The 21,181-nt window shown below is 71.7% G+C and carries 18 protein-coding genes; 16 read left to right on the forward strand and 2 right to left on the reverse strand.

All coding sequences use genetic code 11. From position 1 onward, the window contains the following. Position 1: 1 nt before the first annotated feature. Positions 2–1,630, reverse strand: a complete 1,629-nt coding sequence (locus KY462_12900; protein ID MBW3578610.1) for an HD domain-containing protein — start codon at positions 1,628–1,630, stop codon at positions 2–4. 157 nt (positions 1,631–1,787) lie between these two features. Next, positions 1,788–2,606, reverse strand: coding sequence for a class I SAM-dependent methyltransferase (locus KY462_12905; GenBank protein MBW3578611.1), 819 nt, complete (start codon positions 2,604–2,606; stop codon positions 1,788–1,790). Positions 2,607–2,777: 171 nt separating this feature from the next. On the opposite strand from KY462_12905, the gene KY462_12910 reads away from it, so the two are divergent. The 16 genes from KY462_12910 to ilvN all read left to right on the forward strand — a co-directional run bounded on the left by KY462_12910 (position 2,778) and on the right by ilvN (position 21,179). Then, positions 2,778–3,566 carry an electron transfer flavoprotein subunit beta/FixA family protein gene (locus KY462_12910; GenBank protein MBW3578612.1) on the forward strand — a complete coding sequence of 263 codons (789 nt, stop codon included), beginning with the start codon at positions 2,778–2,780 and terminating at the stop codon, positions 3,564–3,566. Between the two features lie 178 nt (positions 3,567–3,744). Beyond that, on the forward strand, positions 3,745–4,728 hold the full coding sequence (locus KY462_12915) for an electron transfer flavoprotein subunit alpha/FixB family protein (GenBank protein MBW3578613.1): 984 nt from the start codon (positions 3,745–3,747) through the stop codon (positions 4,726–4,728). Between the two features lie 86 nt (positions 4,729–4,814). Continuing rightward, a complete protein-coding gene (locus tag KY462_12920) occupies positions 4,815–6,251 on the forward strand; it encodes a hypothetical protein (protein MBW3578614.1) in 1,437 nt (478 codons plus the stop codon). Next, a complete protein-coding gene (locus tag KY462_12925; GenBank protein ID MBW3578615.1) occupies positions 6,248–8,278 on the forward strand; it encodes a cell wall-binding repeat-containing protein in 2,031 nt (676 codons plus the stop codon). The genes KY462_12920 and KY462_12925 overlap by 4 nt, the downstream gene beginning before the upstream one ends. Positions 8,279–8,360: 82 nt before the next feature. Continuing rightward, positions 8,361–9,521: a cysteine desulfurase gene (locus KY462_12930; protein MBW3578616.1), complete on the forward strand. Its 1,161-nt coding sequence runs from the start codon at positions 8,361–8,363 to the stop codon at positions 9,519–9,521. Beyond that, a complete protein-coding gene (mnmA, locus tag KY462_12935) occupies positions 9,518–10,606 on the forward strand; it encodes a tRNA 2-thiouridine(34) synthase MnmA (GenBank protein MBW3578617.1) in 1,089 nt (362 codons plus the stop codon). Before KY462_12930 ends, mnmA begins: the two co-directional genes overlap by 4 nt. Positions 10,607–10,660: 54 nt before the next feature. Continuing rightward, positions 10,661–11,593, forward strand: a complete 933-nt coding sequence (locus KY462_12940) for a hypothetical protein (protein MBW3578618.1) — start codon at positions 10,661–10,663, stop codon at positions 11,591–11,593. 4 nt (positions 11,594–11,597) lie between these two features. Beyond that, positions 11,598–13,628: an NAD-dependent DNA ligase LigA gene (ligA, locus tag KY462_12945; GenBank protein ID MBW3578619.1), complete on the forward strand. Its 2,031-nt coding sequence runs from the start codon at positions 11,598–11,600 to the stop codon at positions 13,626–13,628. Then, a complete protein-coding gene (locus KY462_12950) occupies positions 13,625–14,002 on the forward strand; it encodes a gamma-glutamylcyclotransferase (GenBank protein ID MBW3578620.1) in 378 nt (125 codons plus the stop codon). The genes ligA and KY462_12950 overlap by 4 nt, the downstream gene beginning before the upstream one ends. 75 nt (positions 14,003–14,077) lie before the next feature. Continuing rightward, positions 14,078–14,374 carry an Asp-tRNA(Asn)/Glu-tRNA(Gln) amidotransferase subunit GatC gene (gene gatC, locus KY462_12955; GenBank protein MBW3578621.1) on the forward strand — a complete coding sequence of 99 codons (297 nt, stop codon included), beginning with the start codon at positions 14,078–14,080 and terminating at the stop codon, positions 14,372–14,374. Continuing rightward, positions 14,374–15,888 (forward strand): Asp-tRNA(Asn)/Glu-tRNA(Gln) amidotransferase subunit GatA, encoded by a 1,515-nt coding sequence (gatA, locus tag KY462_12960; GenBank protein ID MBW3578622.1) that lies wholly within the window; start codon positions 14,374–14,376, stop codon positions 15,886–15,888. The genes gatC and gatA overlap by 1 nt, the downstream gene beginning before the upstream one ends. After that, on the forward strand, positions 15,885–17,348 hold the full coding sequence (gatB, locus tag KY462_12965) for an Asp-tRNA(Asn)/Glu-tRNA(Gln) amidotransferase subunit GatB (GenBank protein ID MBW3578623.1): 1,464 nt from the start codon (positions 15,885–15,887) through the stop codon (positions 17,346–17,348). The genes gatA and gatB overlap by 4 nt, the downstream gene beginning before the upstream one ends. Before the next feature lie 146 nt (positions 17,349–17,494). After that, on the forward strand, positions 17,495–18,064 hold the full coding sequence (locus KY462_12970) for a secondary thiamine-phosphate synthase enzyme YjbQ (GenBank protein ID MBW3578624.1): 570 nt from the start codon (positions 17,495–17,497) through the stop codon (positions 18,062–18,064). Positions 18,065–18,173: 109 nt separating this feature from the next. Beyond that, positions 18,174–18,581: a nuclear transport factor 2 family protein gene (locus tag KY462_12975; GenBank protein ID MBW3578625.1), complete on the forward strand. Its 408-nt coding sequence runs from the start codon at positions 18,174–18,176 to the stop codon at positions 18,579–18,581. Between the two features lie 328 nt (positions 18,582–18,909). Continuing rightward, on the forward strand, positions 18,910–20,655 hold the full coding sequence (locus KY462_12980; protein ID MBW3578626.1) for an acetolactate synthase large subunit: 1,746 nt from the start codon (positions 18,910–18,912) through the stop codon (positions 20,653–20,655). Beyond that, the gene (gene ilvN, locus KY462_12985) at positions 20,655–21,179 is read left to right on the forward strand and encodes an acetolactate synthase small subunit (GenBank protein ID MBW3578627.1); all 525 of its coding nucleotides are present in this window, start codon (positions 20,655–20,657) and stop codon (positions 21,177–21,179) included. Before KY462_12980 ends, ilvN begins: the two co-directional genes overlap by 1 nt. Positions 21,180–21,181 lie beyond the last annotated feature (2 nt).

Raw genomic sequence — 21,181 nt, forward strand, 5'->3', positions numbered from 1 at the left:
CTCAACGAGGCGACGGATGGGCGCCGCCCGGCCCCGGATCGGGCTCAGGATCGGCGCTGGCGTGTGGGGGTGGATCTGCGCGGGGCTCGTTGTCGGAGCCGCCACCCGGGTGGGGATCAGGCGGGCCCATCCGATTCCGGCTGTCGTCGCGCGCCGGCTCCGAGGATCCACTGTCATCTGGCGCCGGCTCGGACACCGACCCGGGTGGTGCGCCGGGCTGGGAGATCGGTGCGGGACCCGAGGACGGTGCCGTCCCCGACGTCGAGCCGGGATCCGAGGACGGTGTCCCCGACGTCGAGCCGGGATCCGCGGACGGTGCCGTCCCAGACGTCGTCGCGCCGGACGGAGCCGTCGTCCCGCCCGCACCGGCTCGGCTGGTCTCGATGCCGCTCGACGTCGAGGACAGGGTGTCACCCACCGTCGGGCGATCCTGCTGGTCGGCGGGGTGAGACGCCGTCTCTGCGGTGTCGCGGTCGGCCTCGAGGAAGGTGTGGATCTCGGCGGCCGCGGGACGACCATCCATGCGTGTCGAGGGCACATCGGCGACGGCCGGTGGGACGTCGCCGACCCCGGCGGTCCGGGGCGCCGCGGTGCGCTGGGGCAAAAGCCCCGCCCCGAGCGTGGCGGTCGCGATCGCGGCCACCGCGACGCCGGCCGTGGCGCTGCTGTTGGCGAACGCGGGCCGCGCGACGTGGCTGATGTTGCGCAACAGCGGGACGCCCGACAACCACGCCAGCGGCCCGGCGACGCGCTGAAGCCTGGGGATCGACAGACTCAGGAAGGCACGGACGACATCGGGGTCGAAGTGGGTACCGGCGCACCGCGTCAGCTCTTCGCGGGCGGCTGCCATCCCCATCGGCGCGCGGTACGGCCGGTGGCCGGTCATCGTCTCGAACGCGTCTGCGACCGACACGACGCGGGCGGCGAGTGAGATCTCCTGCCCGGCGAGACCGCGCGGGTAGCCGCCGCCGTTGAAGTGCTCGTGGTGCTGGCGGATCGCCTGGCCCCATTCACCCAGCCAGGGCAGTAACCCCGCGGCGATGTCGGCACCGTGGTCGGGATGGCGGCGGATCACCTCCCATTCCTTGTCGTCCGGCTCCCCGTCCTTGTTCAGCGTCTGGGCGGGGACCGCCAGCTTTCCGATGTCGTGCAGCAGCGCGGCCCAGCGCAGCCGGTCGAGGTCGCCACCGTCGATGCCGAGCTCCCGGCCGAGCACCTCGGCATAGGCCCGGACCCGTTCGGAGTGCCCGCGGGTGCTGCGGTCGTGGCTGCTGAGGTTCGCCATCAGCGCCAGGATGGTCGCCGCCGCGGGGTTGGCCCCATCACCGCCGTCCGTGGAGTCCGCGGCGGAGTCCGCGGCCAGGGCGCGGAGCTGGCGTACCCCTCCCGAGCGCAGTGCCAGGCGGAAGCGGTCCGGGGCTTCTCCGGGGAACAGCAGCGACAGGTCGAGCAGGTAGGACAGGGGGAGCAGGCGACGTGCCAGCCGTTCGACGAGCCACAACGCTGCCAACGCGGTGGCTGCCAGCGCCAACCAGGCCAGGACGACCCCGAAGATCGTCGTCGGCCGAGGCAGGAGCCCCGCCAGGGTCCACGACGTGAACACGGCGACCACAACCGGCCCGACCAGCACGGCGGCACGCAGAAGTCTGGCGGCGACGGGACGTCGCCGCCAGCGGTTGGTGGGAGCAGGCCCCGTCGTACCCCTCCGGGTCGTTGTCAACAGGATACGTCATCGTCCCCGCTTGTGTAGCCGCAACGACGGAGAGTTTTCGACGGTCGGGTGGCGCTCAGCCCGACGGTGCCTCTGATGGACGCCGGTCATGAGCGTCGGGGACGTCGACGCCAGGCGCTTCTGGCCGTGGGAGCCGGCACAGCGCGATCAGGTCCAGGCTGGCGTCGAGTGCATCCTCACGGAGCTCGAACCACGACGCATCGACGCGGTGCACCAGTCGACGAACGCCTGCCGGCCACGACTCGGGTGGGCTGCCCGCCAGCACATGTGGGACGGCGTCGCGGAGCATCCGGTCGGCCGTCCGCAGCAACGTGCCGTGGTGGACGCCGAGCAGGCATCCGACGTGGAAACCGGCTTCGGTCAGCGTCGCCCGCAGCTCATCGGCCGTGAACTCGCGGACGTGGAAGGGATTGATGGGCGTGTCGGACCCCGGTGTGAACGTCAGCCGGTTGGGGGTCGAGACGACCAGCTCACCGCCCGGCCGCAGCACGCGGCACAGGCTGGCGAGGAACGCCTCGACGTCCCAGACGTGCTCGATGACCTGGAGGGATACGACCAGGTCGAAGCTGTCGTCGGGTAGCGGCAGGTCGCTGAGTTCTGCCTCGACCGCCTCCACCTGCGGGTAGCGGCGGGCGACGTGGGGTGCGACCTGCGGGTCGACGTCGACGGCGACGACCCGAGCCGCCCCGGCTGCGGCGAGCGCCGCAGCGCCGTATCCCTCGCCGCAGCCGGCGTCCAGGACGGTCAGGCCGGGTGCCTTGGCGGCCGCCAGCCGGTAGGCGACGATGTGCCGCTCGAACCAGTACCGCTCATCTGCCACGTCGGGGACGGTGCGTTCGCCGGTCAAGGTCAGCAGGGACAAGGTGGTGGTCATGGCCGTCCTCGTGGGTCTGTCCGGGATTTGACGGTCCCGTGGCGCGAACGGTAGCAAGCGTGGTACGCCCGAGCCCGAACCGGCTCGTGAGTGCCCACACGCGGCCGCAGCAAGCGCTCATCGCTGGCGACGCAAGTAGCGTCAGCCATCTCCGGTGAGGAAGGGATGTCGGTGAAGGTCATCGTCGCGGTCAAGCGGGTCCCCGACACCGCCGGCGAGAAGCCGCTCGACCCCGAGGACCGCACCCTCGACCGGGACGCGGTCGACTCGGTGCTGTGCCCGATGAACGAGTACTCCATCGAGGAGGCGGTCCGCCTGAAGGAGCGGCACGGGGCCGAGCTGCGGGCCCTGCTGATGGGACCTGACAACGCCCAGTCGGTGATCCGCAAGGCGCTGTCGTACGGGCTCGACTCGGCCGTCCACATCAGCGATGCGGCCATCGCGGGATCCGACGCCATCGCCACCGCGAGGGTGATCGCCGCAGCGCTCCGCCACGAGGAGTTCGACCTCGTGCTGATGGGCGCCCAGGCCACCGATGCGCGCACCTCGATCGTCCCGGCTGCGGTCGCGGAGCTGTTGGGCCTCCCGGCGCTCACCTACGCCCGCAAGCTCGAGGTCGACGGCGACTCGGTGGTGGTCCACCGCGAGAGCGACGAAGGGTGGGACGTCGTGCGGTCCACGCTCCCGGCCGTGGTGTCGGTCGTGGAGGCGATCAACGAGCCGCGCTACCCGTCGTTCAAGGGGATCATGGCGGCCAAGTCCAAGCCCGTCGACGTGCGGTCGCTGGCGGACGTCGACGTCCCGCCCTCCGAGGTCGGGTTGTCCAACGCATGGGCGGAGATCCTCGACTTCGCACCCCGCCCCCCCAAGGAGGCCGGGAAGAAGGTCGAGGATGACGGCAGCGGGGAGGTTGGCGCGAAGGCGCTCGCTGAGTGGCTCGTCGAGCACAAGATCATCTGAGAGCGTCGCAGCACCCAAGGAGCCGGTCGCGTGAGCGACGCTCCGCAGGAGCGGCGCGAGAGGAGCTGTCTTCGGGCTCCTAAGACCGCGACGGAGGTGTGCCCGTGAGCGACGCTCCGCAGGAGCGGCGCGAGAGGAGCTGTCTTCGGGCTCCTAAGACCGCGACGGAGGTGTGCCCGTGAGCGAGCTGCTGGTCCTCATCGACCACGACCAGGGCAGGACACGCAAGGTCTCGACCCAGATGCTCACCAAGGCGCGAGAGCTGGCAACCCAGGCCGGTGACACGGTCGCCGCGATCGCCGTGGGCCCCGGCGCATCCGCAACCGCAGAAACGGCCGGGACGTTCGGAGCCGACCGGGTCTACGCGTGGGATTCGGCCGACGCCACCGCGTACGTCACCCTCCCCATGGTGGAGGCGGTGCAACAGGTTCTCCGGGGATCGGATGCACGCCGGGTGCTGTTCCCCTCCGCCAACTTCTACAAGGACGTCGCGGCCCGCCTGGCGGTCCGCCTCGAAGCCGGCGTCATCACCGACGCGTCCGACCTCGAGCTCGTCGACGGTGACCTGAACGTGGTCAAGGACGTGTTCGGCGGCGCGACCATCACCCGCTCGCACGTCCGCGGCGATCGCATCGCGCTGATCGGCGTGAAGCCGAACGCGTTCGTGGCCGAGGCACGCGGGGACGGCCCCGCGGAGGTCGTTCCGCTCGACGTCGCCCTGTCCGACGACGCGAAACGGTCCCGGGTGGTGGAGGCGGTCACCCAGGCCGAGGGCGGCCGGCCGGACGTCGGCGAGGCCTCGACCGTCGTCGCTGGCGGGCGCGGGCTCGGCGACGCATCGGGCTTCGAGCTGATCGGCCGGCTCGCCGACACCCTCGGCGCCGGGGTCGGCGCGTCCCGTGCCGCGGCCGACGCCGGGTGGATCGCACACCGCCACCAGATCGGGCAGACGGGAAAGACCATCTCCCCGCAGCTGTACATCGGCTGTGGGATCTCCGGGGCGATCCAGCACCGGGCCGGGATGCAGACCGCACAGCTGATCGTCGCGATCAACAAGGACCCTGAGGCGCCCATCTTCCAGATCGCTGACTTCGGTGTGGTCGGTGACCTGTACCAGGTCGTGCCCAAGCTGATCGAGGAGATCGAGGCGCGCAAGGGCTGACAGCCGGCCGGCCGCGTCGCCGCGGACGCTCCCCAGCGCCGCAGGTGCTGCCGGTAGGCTGGCGCGCTCGATCGGGAGGGATCGGTGTGGTCGCGACCTGGGACCGCCGCACCCCGGCGGAACGCGACCGTGTGCGCGCGATGGTCCTGGGCGGGTGGATCCCGGCGGTCACCTCGTTCAGCCCGTTCTGGGCCAGCTACCTCGACCGCGTCGGGGTCGATCCCGCCCGGGTGCGTTCCGGCGCCGACCTCGAGACGATCCCCCCCGTCCGTGAGGCCAACGTGGTGGGCGCGGGAGGGCCAGGCAGCCCGGCCCTGGTCCTGCGACCCACCGAGAAGCAGGTCAAGGCGGGCGCGACGTTCGGGACGCTGCTGCAGGTCGCCCGGGGCATCCGCCGGCGCGGCGCAGCCGGCAAGCGGACGGCACTGCTGACCGAGTACAAGCCGATCCACCTGCACCCCGCCGGACGCGACGGTCAGCTGACGATCGCCTACACGCGGACCGACCTCGACCGCCTGCACCGCACCGGCGCGCGGGCGGCGCAGGTCCTGGGCCTCAGCAGCGACGACTACCTGGTCTCGGCGGTCCCGGCCGACGGGACCCTGCGGTTCTGGGGCCTGTACCACCTGGCGTTGGGCTCGTCGCTGCTGGCCGTGCACGCCCGTGGGCACGGCCGCCCCGTGGACGACACCGTCTGGGCGTTCCGCCGCGTGCCCGCCACGGCCGTCGCGGTCCCGACCGCCGACGCGGTGGCGCTCGCGGCGGTGGCCGCCGGCAGCGGGGCGGACCTCGGCGAGGTCCGCATGGTCGTCGTGGTGGGCGTGCCCCCCGACGACGAGCGGCGCCATGCGGTGGCCGACGCGTGGCGCGCCGCCGGGAGCGCCCCGACGGTGCGGGTACTGGCCCTGTGGGCCCCGGCGGGGGGCCGATCGCTGTGGGCCGAGTGCGCCGACGCGGGCCGAGCCACGGGACTGCACACGTACCCGGATCTGGAGGTCCTGGAGGTCCTCGACCCTGCGACCGGCCGCACCAGCGACGGCGCCGGCGACCTGACCTACACCTCGGCCGGCTGGCACGGCACCGGCCTGATCCGCTACCGGACCGGGGACCGGGTCGCCGGCCTCGACGACACCGTCTGCTCCGGGTGTGGCCGCACCGTCCCGCGGGTGCTGGGCCCCGTGACCGAGGCGGCATGGGAGCCGCGCCTGGCGACCCCCGCAGGGTCCGAACGCATCGACGTCCGCGGAGCGGGTGCCGTCCTGGCCGGCGACGAACGCGTGGACGCCTGGCAGGTCGAGCTGCGCGGACCGACCGCGCGCCGGACCGGTGACGCCTACGTCGTTCACCTCTCGACATCGATGCAGCCGCAAGCGCTGGTGGATATCGACCGGCGGCTCACCGACGCGGTCGGGCACTCCCCGCTGCAGTTGCTCATCAACGACTCCGCCGACGTGAACGCGGCCGTGGCGACCCACGGCCTGCTCGTCGACAGCCGTCCGCGGATGCCGACAGGACAACCGTGATCCGACCTGTCGTCATCGCGATCGCCGTGCTGGCGTCCGCCGCGGCGCTCCTCGTGCCGGGCACCCCCGCCGGCGGGGCCGCGCCGGCGGACGTCTCCCGCTTCTTCGGTGGACCGGGCACGGGCCGCATCGAGACCTCGGTGGCGCTATCGCGAGCGGCGTTCCCCGCCGGCGCCCCGGCGGTCGTGGTGGCGTTCGGCTTCGACTTCCCCGACGCGCTGGCGGCCGCGCCCCTGGCGTCGGCGGCAGGCGGACCGGTTCTCCTCAACCTCCGTGAGCGCCTGCACGGCTCGGTCCGTGAGGAGGTGCAGCGCCTGGGGGCCCGCCGGGCCTTCCTGATGGGCGGGTCGGCGGTGCAGTCAGAGACGGTCCGATCCGAGCTGCAGGCCATGGGCGTGGAGGTCGAACGGGTCGCCGGCCCCGAACGGATGACCACCGCAGCGCAGGCTGCCCGGCGCGCCGTGGACCTGTGGCGGTCCGCGGGGATACCGGCCGGCCAGCGGGTCCTGGTGGCGCTGGGCGCGCATCCCGATCCGTCCCGTGCCTGGCCGGACGCGCTCGCAGCCGGAGGCCTGGCTGGGCACGCCCGCTGGCCGCTGCTGTTGACCGACCGCGACCGGGTGCCCGAGGTCACCAACGCGACCTTGCGCGACCTCGGCGCCGAGCACGCCACCGTGGTGGGGGGGACGGCCGCCATCCCCGAGACCACCGAGGGACAGCTGGACGCGCCCCGCCGCGACCGCATCGCCGGGCCCAACCGGTTCGCGACCTCCACCGCCCTCGCCGACATCGCGGTCACACACGGTGCCCGCCGCGCCACCGTCGTGGCGGCCACCGGGGGCAACTTCCCCGACGGGCTGGCTGCCGGACCCACCGCGGTGTCGCTCGGGGGGTTGCTCGTGCTGGTCGGTGGCGACGACCTGGTCGACTCGGCCGACACCAAGGCCTGGGCCGAGGCGCACCGCGGGGCGATCCAGCGTGTCCGCGTGGCAGGAGGGCCGGCCGCGGTCGCCGACGAGGTTCTGGGCCAGATCGGGTTCGCGCTGGTCGACCTGGCGCTGGGCCTGCACCAGGTCGGGAGCGGCTTCGAGTTCCCCACCCACGTCACCGGCGCGCCCGGCGACGACCGGATCTACGTCACCGAGCGTGCCGGGCGGATCCGCTTCCTCGACGGCAGCGTCTTCCTGGATATCCGCGGACTGGTCTCGAGCGCCGGCCAGGAACAGGGCCTGCTCGGCCTGGCGTTCGACCCCGCGTACGCCAACACCGGCCGGTACTTCGTGCACTACACCGACAGCGCCGGTGACACCGTGGTCGCCGAGTACAACCGCGACGGCAGAACCCCACGGACCCTGTTCCGCTGGGACCAGCCCGCCACCAACCACAACGGCGGATCGCTGGAGTTCGGGCCCGACGGCGCGTTGTACCTGGCGCTGGGAGACGGCGGCGGGAGCGGCGACGCCTACGACAACGCCCAGCGGCCGGAGACGCCGCTGGGCGCGATCGTGCGCTTGGATGCCGCCAGCGGAGACTGGCGGACCTGGATGTACGGGCTGCGCAACCCCTACCGCTTCTCGTTCGACCCGCCCGACGGCACGGTCGTGATCGGAGACGTGGGGCAAGCCCGCTACGAGGAGATCGACGTGGTCGCCTGGGACGCCACCGGGACGAACTTCGGGTGGCCGTGCCGGGAAGGCGCGCACGGCTTCGACCCCGACCGTGCCGGCTGCCCGGCGAGCGGCCTGACCGACCCGGTGTTCGAGTACCCGCTCAACGGGACCTGTGCGGTGATCGGCGGGGTGGTGTACCGCGGGTCGGCGATCCCCGAGCTGCGTGGCCAGTACGTCTACGGCGACTTCTGCGCCGGTTGGATCCGCGGGTTCCACGAACGCCACGGCGCCGTCACCGACGAGCGCCACTGGATGGACACGGCCGCGCGGGTCACCAGCTTCGGGCGTGACAACGCCGGCGAGGTGTACGTCACTCTCGCCGACGGGACCGTCCGCCGGGTGGTGCGCGCCTCGTAGGGACGACCACAGCGTCGGGGCCGGCCAGCGAGGGTCGTCGGCCGTACCATCGGGAAACGTTCCCGCGTCGAAGAAACCTGTCGTGATCTACCTCGACCACGCCGCCACCACCGTCCCGCGCCCCGAGGCCCGGGCGGCGCTGGCGCGGTGGCTGGATCCCGACGCCAGGCTCGGGAACGCCTCGTCGGCGCACACTGCCGGGCAGGCAGCCCGCGTCGCGGTCGAGGAGGCCCGCGAACGCATCGCCCAGGTGCTCGGCGCATCACCGGCCGACATCGTGTTCACCTCCGGCGGGACCGAGGCCGACAACCTGGCCGTCAAGGGCCTGGCCTGGGCCGGGGCGCAGGCCGGACGGCGACACCTGGTGGTGTCGGCTGTCGAGCATCCCGCCGTGCTCGATTCGGCGCGCTGGCTGGCGGCCGGGCAGGGGTTCACCCTCACGGAGGTCGCCCCGCAGCGCGACGGCCGGGTGGATGTCGAGCAGGTCCTGGCGGCCGTCCGCGACGACACCGCGGTGGTCGCGGTCATGGCCGCCAACAACGAGCTCGGGTCCGTCAACGACGTCGCGACGCTGGGGACGGCGCTCCGCGACCGCGGCGTGCGGCTGCACGTCGATGCGGTGCAGGCGTTCGCGACCTGCCAGGTGGACGTGGCGGCCTGGCCGGTCGACGGGCTGGCGCTCTCGGCCCACAAGTTCGGCGGTCCGGGCGGGGTCGGTGTGGCCTACCTGCGCCGGGGGGTGCCGGTGGTCCCCGTGCTGCACGGCGGCGGCCAGGACCGCGGAGTGCGGTCGGGGACGTTCGCGGCGGCGCTCGACGCCGCCTGCGCCGCGGCGGTGACGGCCGCCGCGGCGGACCGGGTCGCCGTCCACGAACGCCTGATGGCGTTGAGCGCGCGGTTGGCCCACGGGTTGCTGGCGATCACCGGGGTGCGCCGTAACGGACCGGCGGATCCGGCGTGCCGGCTGTCGTCGCACGTGCACGTGTCGATCGAGGGTGTCGACGGCGAAGCGCTGCTGTTCGCGCTCGACCGGGCCGGCGTGTGCGCCTCGACCGGCTCAGCGTGTCACTCGGGCGCCAACCGCGCCAGCCACGTCCTGGTGGCCACGGGGCTCGACGACCTGGCGTCGCTGCGACTCTCGCTGGGTTGGACCACCACAGAAGACGACGTCGACGCGGCGCTGTCGATCATCGCCGACGCGGTGGCGCACCTGCGCGCCGCCGGCGGGGGAGGGCTGTCATGAACGTCCTCGTCGCGATGAGCGGCGGCGTCGACTCGTCCGTGGCTGCTGCCCTGCTGGTGGAGGAGGGCCACGACGTCACCGGCGTGCACCTCAAGCTCGCCGACGTGCCCGCCGACCGCCAGGTTCCCGGCCACGGGTGCTGCACGCTCGACGATGCTCAGGACGCCCGTCGGGTCGCCCAGCAGCTTGGCATCCCCTTCTACGTGTGGGATCTGCAGGATCTGTTCGTCCGTGAGGTGCAGGACCCGTTCGCAAGCGCCTACGCGGCGGGGTGCACACCCAACCCGTGCATCTCGTGCAACCGCAACGTGAAGTACGCGGCACTCCTGGGGCGTGCCACCGCGCTGGGGTTCGATGCGATGGCCACGGGCCACCACGTCCGGCTGCGCCGCGATGGGGCGGGGCGGAGCCGGCTACTGCGGGCTGCCGACCGGGCCAAGGACCAGACCTACGTCCTGTACGTCGCGACCTTCGACCAGCTGGCCCGGTCGCGGTTCCCCGTCGGGGAGCTGACCAAGGATCAGGTCCGGGCCGCCGCGGAGACGCGCGGCTTGCGGGTGGCGTCGAAGCCGGAGTCCTACGACCTGTGCTTCGTCCCCGACGGCGACACCGCCGGGTACCTGCGTGCGCGTCTCCCGGTCGTCCCCGGGCCGGTGCTGGATCTCGACGGCACGGTGCTCGGGGAGCACGAGGGGATCTGGCGGTACACGGTCGGTCAGCGCCGCGGGCTCGGGCTGAACAGCCACGAGCGCCACTACGTCGTCGCCCTGGACCGCACCCGCAACGCCGTGGTTGTCGGCCCCCGGGAGGCGTTGGCCTGCCCGATGGTGGACCTGGCGACGGTCAACTGGGTGCGTGGTTCACCGCCGCTGGGGCCGGTGACGGCACAGCTTCGGGCTCACGGCGAGCCTGTGGCCGCGGCGCTCACCGCCCACGACGGCGGGTACCGCGTGACGTTCGACGAGCCGGTCGAGGCCGTGGCGGCGGGGCAAGCCTGCGTGCTCTACGACGGTGACGAGTGTCTGGGCGGCGGCACCATCGTCGCGGCCGACCGTGGTCCAGCGGTGAGCGCCGCCGCGCGCTGACGGGGCCTTTGACGTGGGCGACTACCATGCCGCCGTCATCGACAAGGACCGTGCGTGGCCCGCGTCTACCTGACGGACCTGGAGATCATCCGGCGGTACTCGGTCGCGACCCGCGGCGAGAGCGCTGACCTCGATGAGGTCGTGGACGCGCTCCGAGCGGACCTGGAAGCGCTGACCGCCCAGACCCGACCCGAACCGACCGAGGTCCTCCCCAAGCGCACCGCGGCGGACACGCCCTGGTTGTTCCATCCAGCCGTGGAGCCGGCTGATGGTGGGGAGCAGATCACGCGCGGGCCGGCGGTGGAACCGGCGGAGAAGATCACGCCCGCGCCGGCGGTGGAACCGGCGGAGAAGATCACGCCCGCGCCGGCGGTGGAACCGGCGGAGGAGATCACTCCCGAGCCGGCGGTGGAACCGGAGGACACTGCAGAAGAGCTCGCCATGGCGGTCGTGGAGGACGCAGTCGCGGGGGGCGAGGAGGGACAGGTGCAACAGCCTGGGGATGAACAGCGGGTGCCGGGGACCGGCGACGAACCGACCCAGCACGGGGAAGAAGAAGCTGAGCGCGCCGAGGAGCAGCGCATCGAGGAGGGCGAGGAGCGCGTCGAGGAGTCGGCTGCCGAGCCGGCCGGGACGGCTTCCGAGCTGGGGCCGAGGAAGCGCGCGAAAAAAGCCACGGCGCAGCCGGCGAAGAAGGCGGCGAAGAAGGCAGCCAGCCGCCCGGCCAAGAGGGTGGGCAAGAGGACCACGAAGACGGCCACCACCCGCCGGGCGAAGAAGGCGGCGAAGAAGGCGGCCAAGAAGGCCGTCGCGGGCCCGGCGAAGAAGGCGGCGAAGGCGCCCGCCAAGAAGGCGGCCGAGAAGGCGGCCAAGAAGGCGCCCGCGAAGAAGGCAACCAAGAAGGCAACCAAGAAGGCAACCAAGAAGGCGACCAAGAAGGCGACGAAGAAGTCCGCGAAGAAGTCCACCCGGCGCCGGCCCGGCTGAGCCGGTGGCGGCCGTCCCCGACAGGTTGGACGCGGCCCGGCAGCGCCACGACGAGCTGTCTCGGACACTGCACGAATCGAACTACCGCTACCACGTCCTGTCCGATCCGCCGATGTCGGACGCCGAGTACGACGCGCTGCTCCGCGAACTCATCCAGCTCGAGGACGCCTACCCGGCGCTACGGACCGCCGTCTCACCGACGCAGCAGGTCGGCGCCCCACGCAGCACCGCGTTCCCCGAGCACCGCCACCTGGAACCGATGCTCTCGCTCGACAACGTCTTCGACCGCGAGGAGCTGGCCGCCTGGGAACGCCGGGTCGAGCGCTCCCTGGCCCTGGTCCCCCGGTACGTGTGCGAGCTGAAAGTGGACGGCGTCGCGATCTCGTTGACCTACCGGCGCGGTGTCCTGGCGGTCGCCGCCACCCGCGGTGACGGCGTCACCGGCGAGGACGTCACCCCGCAGGTGCGGACGATCCGCAACGTCCCGTACCGGCTGGCGACCCCCGACCCGCCCGAGGTGGTCGAGGTCCGCGGCGAGGTGTGCTTCCCGGTCGACGAGTTCGAGGCGATGAACGCCGAGCGCATCGAGCGTGGCGAGGCCGCGTTCGCCAACCCGCGGAACGCCGCGTCGGGGGCGCTGCGTCAGAAGGATCCTCGCATCACCGCCACGCGACCACTGGAGGTCGTGTGTCACGGGCTGGGCGCATCCGAGGGCATCGCTTTCACCGCTCACAGCGAGTCGCTGGCGTGGCTCCGCGGCGTCGGCCTGACCGTCGCGGACGAGACCGAGGTGGTCGCCGACCTCGATCAGATCATGGACTACGTCAAGCGGTGGACCGGGCAGCGCCACGCGCCCCGCTACGAGATCGACGGCGTGGTGGTCAAGATCGATGCGTTCGCCGACCGTGCGGAGCTGGGGACCACCGCCCGCGCACCCCGATGGGCGGTGGCCTACAAGCTGCCTCCGGTCGAGAAGGAGACGCAGCTGCGCGGCATCCAGGTCAACGTCGGCCGCACCGGGAAGGTCACCCCCTTCGCGGTCCTCGAACCCGTGTCGGTCGGCGGGGTCACCGTGGCGATGGCCACCCTGCACAACGACGACCAGGTCGCCGCCAAGGACGTCCGCCCGGGTGACACCGTGATCGTGCGCCGCGCGGGTGACGTGATCCCGGAGGTGGTCGGGCCCGTCCTCGCCAAGCGCCCCCCGGGCTTGGAGCCGTGGCGCATGCCCAGCCACTGCCCGTTCTGCGCGACCGAGCTGGTCCGCCCGGACGCGGAGGCCAACACGTTCTGCCCGAACCTGGACTGCCCGCAGCGGCTGTGGGGCGCGCTGGAGCACTTCGCGAGCCGCGGGGCGATGGACATCGAAGGCTTGGGCGAGGAGACCGCCAAGCTGCTGCGGGACGAGGGGATCGTCCACAGCCTCGCGGACCTGTACGACCTGTCCGAGGAGCAGCTGCTGGACCTGCCGGGCTTCGCCGAGAAGAAGGCACGCGCGCTGCTGCACTCCATCGAGGAGTCCAAGGACCGCGGCCTGGACCGGTTGCTGATCGGCCTCAACATCCGCCACGTCGGCCCGACCGTCGCCCGCACGCTGGCGCGGCACTTCGGCTCGATCGATGCGCTGATGGCCGCCTCCGACGAGCAGATCGCGGCCGCCCCCGACATCGGTCCGGTGATCGCGCGGTCGGTTGCGGACTTCCTCGGCGACGAACGCAACCGGCGGTTGATCGACCGCTTGAAGGCGGCAGGCGTCAGGACCGACGTGCAACGGCGGCAGGACGGCGGGCTTCTGGGCGGGTGGACAGTCGTTCTGACCGGAACCTTGGCCGGTTTCACCCGAGACCAGGCCAAGGAGGCGCTCGAAGCGCGGGGCGCGAAGGTCACCTCGAGCGTGTCGTCGCGGACCAACGTCGTCGTGGCGGGGGAGGATCCCGGCACCAAGCTGGCCAAGGCCGAACAGCTCGAGGTCCCAGTCGTCGACGAGGCGGCCTTCGTCACGCTGCTCGAGACCGGGACGCTACCGGGGGCGTGACCCGAGACCTGTTCGTGTACGGGACGTTGCGGCCGGGACGTTCACGGTGGCCGGCGATCGCCGACCTGGTCGACGTGGTCGGTCCGGCGCGCTGCCGTGGCAGGCTCGTCGCCACCGCGATGGGTTGGCCGGCTGCGACGTTCGACGCCGAGGGCACCGTCCACGGCACGCTGCTCCGCCCCCGCGGACCCCGAACCGCCGCCAGGCTGAGGTCCGTCGCGGACCACATCGAGGCCGCAGGTGACCTGTTCGTCCGGGTGACGGTCGAGGTGGACGGTCCCGACGGCCGCCAGCCGGCGGTCGCGTACGCCTGGAACCCGAAGCGCGGTCAGCCTCCGGGCGAGCCGGTGCCCGACGGCCGGTGGGAGCCGTGAGACCGTGCGCCACGAGGAGCTGCGCGTGCTCTGTCCTACCCTGGCACGACGTGCCGAAACCCCCGGAGGTCTTGCGTGGCCCTGTCCGCTGAAGAGGTGCGTTACGTCGCGTCCCTGGCTCGGCTGGCGCTCAGCGACGACGAGGTGCGACGGTTGGCACCGCAACTGTCGAAGATCCTCGAGTACGCCGAGCAGGTGGGACACGTCGCCGCCGACGACGTGGTGGCCACCTCACACCCGTACCCCCTGCACAACGTCCTCCGCGAGGACCGGGTGGAGCAGTCACTGCCACGCGAGGACCTGCTGGCGGCTGCCCCCGCCGTCGAAGACGACCGCTTCGTTGTCCCCCGGATCGTGGCGGAGGAGGGGTGATGGAGCTGATCGCCCGTTCCGCCGCCGAGCTCGCCCGGCTGATGGCGATCGGCGAGGTCAGCGCCCGCGAGGTGGTCGACGCCCACCTGGCCCGCATCGCCGAGGTCGACGGTGACCCCACCGGGCCTGGTCCGCGCGACATCCACGCCTTCCTGCACGTCACCGCGGACGCGGCCCGGGCACACGCCGCGGACATCGACGCACGCCGCGCCCGCGGCGAGGCGCTCGGGGATCTGGCCGGCGTTCCGCTGGCCCTGAAGGACGTCTTCGTCACCCGCGGTGTGCCAACGACCTGTGGGTCGCGGATCCTGGAAGGCTGGCGGCCACCCTACGACGCCACGGTCGTCGAACGTCTGCGCGCGGCCGACGTGGTGGTGGTCGGGAAGACGAACATGGACGAGTTCGCCATGGGGTCGTCGACAGAGAACTCCGGGTACGGCCCGTCCCGCAACCCCTGGGACCTCGACCGCGTCCCCGGGGGCTCTTCGGGCGGTTCGTCCGCCGCTGTGGCCGCGCTGCAGGCGCCACTGGCGTTGGGGACCGACACCGGTGGATCCATCCGCCAGCCCGCCGCGGTCACCGGGACGGTGGGGCTCAAGCCCACCTACGGGGTGGTGTCGCGGTACGGCCTGATCGCGTTCGCCTCCAGCCTCGACCAGGCCGGACCGATGGCGCGGACCGTCGAGGACGCCGCCCTGCTGCACCAGGTCATCGCCGGTCACGACCCGCGTGATTCGACGTCCATCCCGGAGCCGGCCCCCGACGTCGTCGCCCCGCTCCGTGACAGCATCCGGGGGATGCGCGTCGGGGTCGTCCGCGAGCTGGGCGGGGAGGGGTACGAGCCGGGCGTCGCAGCCAGCTTCCGTGACGCCCTGGCGACCCTCGAGTCGCTGGGTACCGACGTCGTCGAGTGCTCACTGCCACACGCCCCGTTGGCGCTCCCGGCCTACTACCTGATCGCCCCGTCGGAGGCGTCGAGCAACCTCGCACGCTACGACGGGGTCCGGTACGGCCTCCGCGTCGATGCGCCCACCACCGAGGAGATGAACGCGGCGACACGGGCTCACGGCTTCGGCGCGGAGGTGAAGCGGCGCATCATGATCGGGACGTACGCGCTGTCGGCCGGGTACTTCGACGCCTACTACCTGCAGGCCGGGAAGGTCCGAACCCTCGTCCTGCGCGACTTCCAGGCCGCGTTCGACGAGGTCGACGTCCTGGTCAGCCCGACCTCACCCAACGTCGCGTTCCCGATCGCAGAGAAGGTCGACGATCCCCTGGCGATGTACCTCAACGACATCGCGACCGTGCCGGCCAACCTGGCGGGCATCCCGGCGATCTCCGTGCCCAGCGGCTTGGACGACGCCGGCCTGCCGGTCGGCCTGCAGATCATGGCCCCGGCGTTGCGCGAGGATGTGGCGCTGCGGGTGGCGTGGGCCTTCGAGCAGGCCAGCGGGTTCGACCCGATGCCCCGGGGCGCCAACGCCGTCGCGGTCCCCGGGGAGGTGGCGGCGTGACCGACGGCTGGGAGCTGGTGGTCGGGCTCGAGGTCCACGTCGAGCTGAGCACCGCGTCGAAGATGTTCTGCGGCTGCGCCACGGACTTCGGCGCCCCGCCCAACACCCGGGTGTGCCCGGTGTGCACCGGCCAGCCCGGTGCGCTCCCGGTGGCCAACGCCGCAGCGGTGGAGTCCGCCGCGCGGCTGGGACTGGCGCTCAACTGCGCGATCGCCCCGACCTGCTGGTTCCACCGCAAGAACTACTTCTACCCCGACCTGGCCAAGAACTACCAGATCAGCCAGTACGACATCCCGCTGTGCTCCGACGGGTGGCTCGACCTCGACACCGACGGTGACCCGTCCCGCATCGGAATCGAACGCGTCCACATGGAGGAGGACACCGGGAAGATGGAGCACCGCGGCGGCGGTGGACGCCTCCACGGCGCCGAACAGTCGCTGATCGACTACAACCGCTGCGGCATCCCGCTGCTGGAATGCGTCTCCAGGCCCGACATCCGCAGCCCCGAGCAGGCGGGTGCCTTCGTCCGGGAGCTGCAGGGGATCGTTCGGACGCTGGGCATCTCGGACGCCAAGATGGAGGAAGGGTCGTTGCGGTGCGACGTCAACGTGTCGGTCCGCCGCGTCGCTGCGGACGGGACCAGCGAGCCCTACGGCACGCGCTGCGAGATCAAGAACCTCAACTCCACCCGGTCGCTGGTCCGTGCGGTCGCGTACGAGGCGGAGCGCCAGATCCACGTCCTGGAATCCGCCGGACAGATCGTGCAGGAGACCCGCCACTGGGACGAGGAGCGCGGCCTGACGGAGCTGTTGCGCCGGAAGGAGGCCGTGACCGACTACCGATACTTCCCCGATCCCGACCTGGTCGAGGTCGTGTCGAGCGCGGCGTGGGTGGAGCAGCTCCACGCCTCGCTCCCCGAGCTGCCCGCCACCGCCCGCGGCCGGCTGGTCGAGGCCGGGGTCGACGGCGCGCAGGCGGCGACGATCGTGTCCTACGGGCTGCTGGCCTGGTACGACGAGGCCGTGGCGGGTGACGCTGACCCGCGGACGACCGCCAACTGGCTGACCGGCGAGGTCGTCGCGCAGCTCAACGAGCGCGGAGCCGAACCGGCCGACACCGCGGTGACGGGTCACCACATCGGCGAGCTCGTCCGTCTGGTCGACGACGAGACGCTGTCGCACAAGCTCGGTCGGGAGGTCCTCGACGCGGTGTTCGAGACCGGAGCGGCCCCGACCAGGATCGTGGAAGAACGCGGAATTCAACAGATCTCCGACGAGGCTGCGCTCGACGCGCTGGTCGAGCGCATCATCGCGGACAACCCGGACACCGCCGCCACGATCCGTGAGGGCAACACCAAGGCGATCGGTGCGCTCGTCGGTCAGGTGATGCGCGAGACCCGCGGACGAGCCAACCCGCAGCTGGTCAACCAGCTCCTGGCCGACCGTATCCTGGGCGGCTGACCGTGCCGCCGCGGTCGTCACCGGCCTGGGGGAACTCCAAGGTGCCCACCGCGGTCGGGTACCCTACGGACGATCTGCTCATCGATCGGCGCGTGAGTGATGCGGGGACCGGGGCTACCACGCGCGTCCGACTCCACGGAGGCTCCATGGGTCCGCTCCACTCCGACGCGCTGCTGCAGCTCGACGCTCCGTCCGATGCGTTCTGTTCCGAGCCGACCGAGATCCGCGTGGAGGGTTCGATCGAGCTGATCGAGCGCACGCCCGTCCTGGCCCGCGCGACGATCGCCGTCGAGACGGAACGCGCGTTCCACGTCCTGGACGTCACCGAGCACGCCCGTGAGCTGGTCGAGGGCTCGGGCGTGCAGGAGGGCACGGTCGTCGTCTACACGCCCCACACCACCTGCGCGGTCAAGATCAACGAGCGCGAGACGTGCTTCCTCGAGGACTTCCGGCTGTTCATGGAACGGCTCGTGCCGAGCGACGCCTACTACCGCCACGACGACTACGAGCTGCGCACCGAGAACCTCGACGACCCCGAGAGCGAACCCGTCAACGGCCACGCACACATCAAGTCGATGCTCGTGGGTTCCGCGTCGGAGCACATCCCGGTCGTCAACGGCGAACTGGCCATGGGCCGCTGGCAGCGGATCATGTTCATCGAGCTCGACCAGGCCCGACCGCGTCGGGTGATCCTGCAGGTCCAAGGCTGGCGGTGAGACGTCAGCGGCACGCCCGCTCGGGATGGTGGCGCACGATCGCTTCTCGCCGACCGCGGCCGTCTGTAGCCTCCGGGGACGCAGCTTGACGGCGACGGAAGGCCACCGGATGCAACCACGGGACGTGGTCGAGGCTTGGCTCGGGGCGTTCAACCGGCACGACGCGGAAGCGTGTGGCGAGCTGTGCACGCTGGACGTGCACTTCATGGCGGGCGGAGGCAAGGAGGTCATCGACGGCAACATGGTGTTGATGACCGATCTGAAGCTCGCCTTCGAGCACTGGGAGAAGTGGACGCTGACGCCCAACCGCTGGACCTGCGACGGTGACCGCTGCGTCGTGGAGGTCCACAACTACGCCATCTGCGGCGAGACCGGGAAGGTGCGTGAGACCGAGGACTGCATCGTCTTCGTCGTCCGCGACGGCCGGATCGCCGAGATGGACTTCTACTTCGACTCGGCCGCCACGCGCGACGCCAACACCCGCGACCCGGTCCCCGTCGAGCTGAAGCCGGTCTGACGGCCCGTTTGACCCAACCAGCCGGACCGGAGACCATACGTTGGTAGGCGCCGGCCGAACGGCCTGCGTCCGACCGGCGGGGTCCACGCCCCGCACACCACGATCGTCCCCAGGACGGACCCGGGAGCAACGACGAGCCACGGAACCCGGATCGACGCAGATCGTGGAGGACACGTGCGTCACGCGACGACCATCGAGCTCACCCGGCGGGTACCCGGGCGGCTCATCGTCGTGACGTAGTGTCCGCTGCGGTCGCAGGACGCGCGGACCTCCCGGAGCGGGAGGTCCGAGTCGTTCGAGGACGAACGAAGCAGGGGAGGCACCGACGATGCAGGTGACGGGCGCCCAGGCCGTGATGCGCAGCCTCGAGGAGCTTGGGGTGGAGGTCGCGTTCGGCCTGCCGGGCGGGGCGATCCTGCCCGCCTACGATCCGCTCCTCGACTCGACGGTCCGCCACATCCTCGTCCGTCACGAGCAGGGCGCGGTCCACATGGCGGAGGGGTACGCACACGCGACCGGGAAGGTGGGCGTGACCATCGTCACGTCCGGACCAGGCGCGACCAACCTCGTGACCGGCTTGACGGACGCGCTGATGGACTCGGTGCCCGTCCTGGCGATCACCGGCCAGGTCCCCACCGCCGCGGTCGGTTCGGATGCCTTCCAGGAAGCCGACGTCACCGGCATCACGATGCCGTGCACCAAACACAACGAGATGGTGGCCCAACCTGAGCGCATCCCCGGCGCGATCAAGGAGGCCTACCACATCGCCGGGTCGGGCCGGCCCGGCCCGGTGCTGGTCGACATCCCCAAGGACGTGCTCAACGCCACGCTGGAGTGGCGCTGGCCCGAGCACCTCGACCTGCCCGGGTACCGCCCGACCATCCGCGGGCACGGCAAGATGGTCCGCGACGCCATCGACCTGATCTCACGGAGCCGACGCCCCGTCGTGTACGCCGGCGGAGGGCTGGTACGGGCGGGGGCGGAGCAGGAGGTGCGCGAGCTCGCCGAGCTCCTCGAACTGCCGGTCGTGACCACGCTGATGGCGCGGGGCGTGTTCCCCGACCGCCACGAGCTGTGCCTGGGGATGCCGGGCATGCACGGCGAGTGGACTGCGGTCATGGCGATGCAGGAGGCGGACCTGCTGATCACCCTCGGCGCCCGCTTCGACGACCGGGTGACCGGGAAGCTATCAGCGTTCGCTCCCAACGCGCGGATCATCCACGTCGACATCGACCCGGCCGAGATCGGGAAGAACCGCCCCGTCGACGTCCCGATCGTCGGTGACGCGAAGGTCGTCGTCGGCCAACTGGTCGACATCGCACGGAAAGCCGGTGACGCGGCCAAGCCGGACACGGGGGAGTGGCGCGCGCAGCTGCGCACGTGGCGCAACGAGCACCCGCTGCGTTGGGAACAGGACGACGCCGGCCCGTTGAAGCCCCAGACCGCGATCCGGGCGATCGGGGAGCGCTTCGGTGACGAGGCGATCTACGTGGCCGGTGTCGGCCAGCACCAGATGTGGGCGTCGCAGCTGCTGGCGTTCAGCGCGCCACGGACGTGGATCAACTCCGGCGGGTTGGGGACGATGGGCTTCGCGGTCCCCGCTGCGATCGGCGCGAAGGTCGGCCGACCGGACCGGCGCGTCGTCGCGATCGACGGTGACGGCTGCTTCCAGATGACGTTGCAGGAGCTGGCGACGGCGAAGCAGCACGACATCCCCGTGGTGTTCGCCGTGATCAACAACGGGTTCCTGGGCATGGTGCGCCAGTGGCAGGAGCTGTTCTACGACGGTCGGTTCAGCGAGGTGGAGCTCCCCCCGGACCTGCCCGACCTGGTCAAGCTCGCCGACGCCTACGGGATCCCCGGTTTCCGGGCCTCGACGGTCGCGGAGATGGCCCCGATCCTCGACAAGGCGTACGAGATCACCGACCAGCCGGTCCTGATCGACGTGCGGGTGGACCCCACCGAGAAGGTGTTCCCGATGGTGCCTGCCGGGTGCGGGAACGACGAGATCATCGAGTCCGCCGACGAGTGGTACGCCCGCCAGGCCGCGCAGCGACAGGGGCACGACAGCTGATGAACAACCACACCATCGCCGTGCTGGTCGAGAACAAGCCGGGGGTCCTCGCGCGGGTCGCGGGCCTGTTCAGCCGCCGCGGGTACAACATCCACTCGCTCGCGGTCGGCCCGACCGAGGACGCGCGCGTGTCGCGGATGACGATCGTGGTGGGGGCCGAGGCGATGCACCTCGAGCAGGTCACCAAGCAGCTGAACAAGCTGATCAACGTGCTGAAGATCGTCGAGCTCGATCCGGAGTCGGCGGTCGGCCGCGAGCTGCAGCTGGTCAAGGTCACCGCCGAGCAGGCGGATCGCAGCAGGATCATCGAGCTGGTCGACGTGTTCCGGGCCAAGATCGTCGACGTGGACCACGAATCGATCACGATCGAGGCGTCGGGCGCTCCCGAGAAGCTGAACGCGCTGCTGCACCTGCTGGAGCCGTTCGGCATCCGAGAGATGGCCCGCACCGGTCAGATCGCGCTGGCGCGGGGCAGCCGGTCGATCACCGACGGCAGCAAGCTGCGCCTCCAGCGGATCGTGTAGGT

Source organism: Actinomycetota bacterium, from assembly GCA_019347675.1.
Lineage (GTDB): Bacteria > Actinomycetota > Nitriliruptoria > Nitriliruptorales > JAHWKO01 > JAHWKW01.

Excerpts from the sequence above, each read along its gene's own strand:
- gatA (MBW3578622.1), top strand. The coding sequence starts at position 14,374 with ATGGAGCTGATCGCCCGTTCCGCCGCCGAGCTCGCCCGGCTGATGGCG.
- KY462_12980 (MBW3578626.1), top strand. The coding sequence starts at position 18,910 with ATGCAGGTGACGGGCGCCCAGGCCGTGATGCGCAGCCTCGAGGAGCTT.
- KY462_12905 (MBW3578611.1), bottom strand. The coding sequence starts at position 2,606 with ATGACCACCACCTTGTCCCTGCTGACCTTGACCGGCGAACGCACCGTC.
- mnmA (MBW3578617.1), top strand. The coding sequence starts at position 9,518 with ATGAACGTCCTCGTCGCGATGAGCGGCGGCGTCGACTCGTCCGTGGCT.
- KY462_12975 (MBW3578625.1), top strand. The coding sequence starts at position 18,174 with ATGCAACCACGGGACGTGGTCGAGGCTTGGCTCGGGGCGTTCAACCGG.
- KY462_12970 (MBW3578624.1), top strand. The coding sequence starts at position 17,495 with ATGGGTCCGCTCCACTCCGACGCGCTGCTGCAGCTCGACGCTCCGTCC.
- ilvN (MBW3578627.1), top strand. The coding sequence starts at position 20,655 with ATGAACAACCACACCATCGCCGTGCTGGTCGAGAACAAGCCGGGGGTC.